Annotated in this window: 2 protein-coding genes; both read right to left on the bottom strand. The window is 42.4% G+C overall.

Translation table 11 applies throughout. From position 1 onward, the window contains the following. Positions 1-230: 230 nt before the first annotated feature. Positions 231-623, bottom strand: a complete 393-nt coding sequence (locus A2517_RS01645; RefSeq protein ID WP_294893629.1) for a type II toxin-antitoxin system VapC family toxin — start codon at positions 621-623, stop codon at positions 231-233. Beyond that, positions 624-854 (bottom strand): hypothetical protein, encoded by a 231-nt coding sequence (locus A2517_RS01640; RefSeq protein WP_294893628.1) that lies wholly within the window; start codon positions 852-854, stop codon positions 624-626. It lies immediately after the preceding gene. Positions 855-979 lie beyond the last annotated feature (125 nt).

Below are 979 nucleotides of genomic sequence, written 5' to 3'. Positions count from 1 at the left end.
GCAATCAAGAGTGCTAGGGCAAAAATTGCGATAAGAAGGAGTTGAAATTCATTAGACATTTGTTACTCTTTTTTTCTTTTATCATACACTATTTGGCGTAATATTTGCATATAAAAACATTATGTATTAAAACGATTTATGGAGATGGATCCCGTATCAAGTACGGGATGACGGAGAAGATACCCTTCGACGTGCTCAGGGCGAACGACAGAGCTTAAAGTTCATCTTTTTCAATACCAATTTTCGACTTTTAGCCCTTTTACTTTTCCAAACTCTTTTTGGTTACGGGTCACTAAAGTGTAATGATGAGCCATCGCACATCCCGCAATTAAAGTGTCAATCGGTCCGATCGGTTCGCCGAGTGCTTCTAATGAGGCTCTAATTTTTGCCGAAACACGCGCTTCTTCATTCCCAAACGGTATCACAATCACGTTCTCTAATAACATTTTGAGCTGTTGTTCACGTTTTTTCGGTGAGGAGGATTTGGCAATTCCCACTTCGAGTTCATAGACAACCAGAGACGGGATAACAATTTGAGAAGGGGAGTGCTCGAACATTCTAGCCGCAACATTTCCCTCCCCTTTGAAAAAGTAGATGAGGGTGTTGCTGTCGAGCAGATACATCTAAAACGATTCCCGCGCACAATCGTGCGCCTCAGAGTGTCGAAGAGTATCAGCATCAGGAAAATCATCCCATGCACCTGCTAGTTGATGAATAGCGGGAGACCACTCTTCGTGCAGCTCTTTACGAATCAGTCCTGAGACAAACTGACTCAATGATATTCCCATCGCGGCAACATTTTGTTTCACTTTGGATTCGAGTTCATTATCAAGATAAATAGTCATTTGAGCCATGATACACCTCCGCTACATATAAGTGCAAGTATAAGTGTGATGAGCTTAGGAGAAAATTAATAAAAGGGAAGCTGGATTTATGGGGATGGATCCCCGATCTACCCTAAAGGGCACGTGAAGTCGGG

This window comes from Sulfuricurvum sp. RIFOXYD12_FULL_44_77 (assembly GCF_001830725.1).
GTDB lineage: Bacteria > Campylobacterota > Campylobacteria > Campylobacterales > Sulfurimonadaceae > Sulfuricurvum > Sulfuricurvum kujiense_A.
The sequence above is the reverse complement of the archived record's forward strand: the minus strand, read 5'-3'. Positions and strand labels throughout refer to the sequence as shown.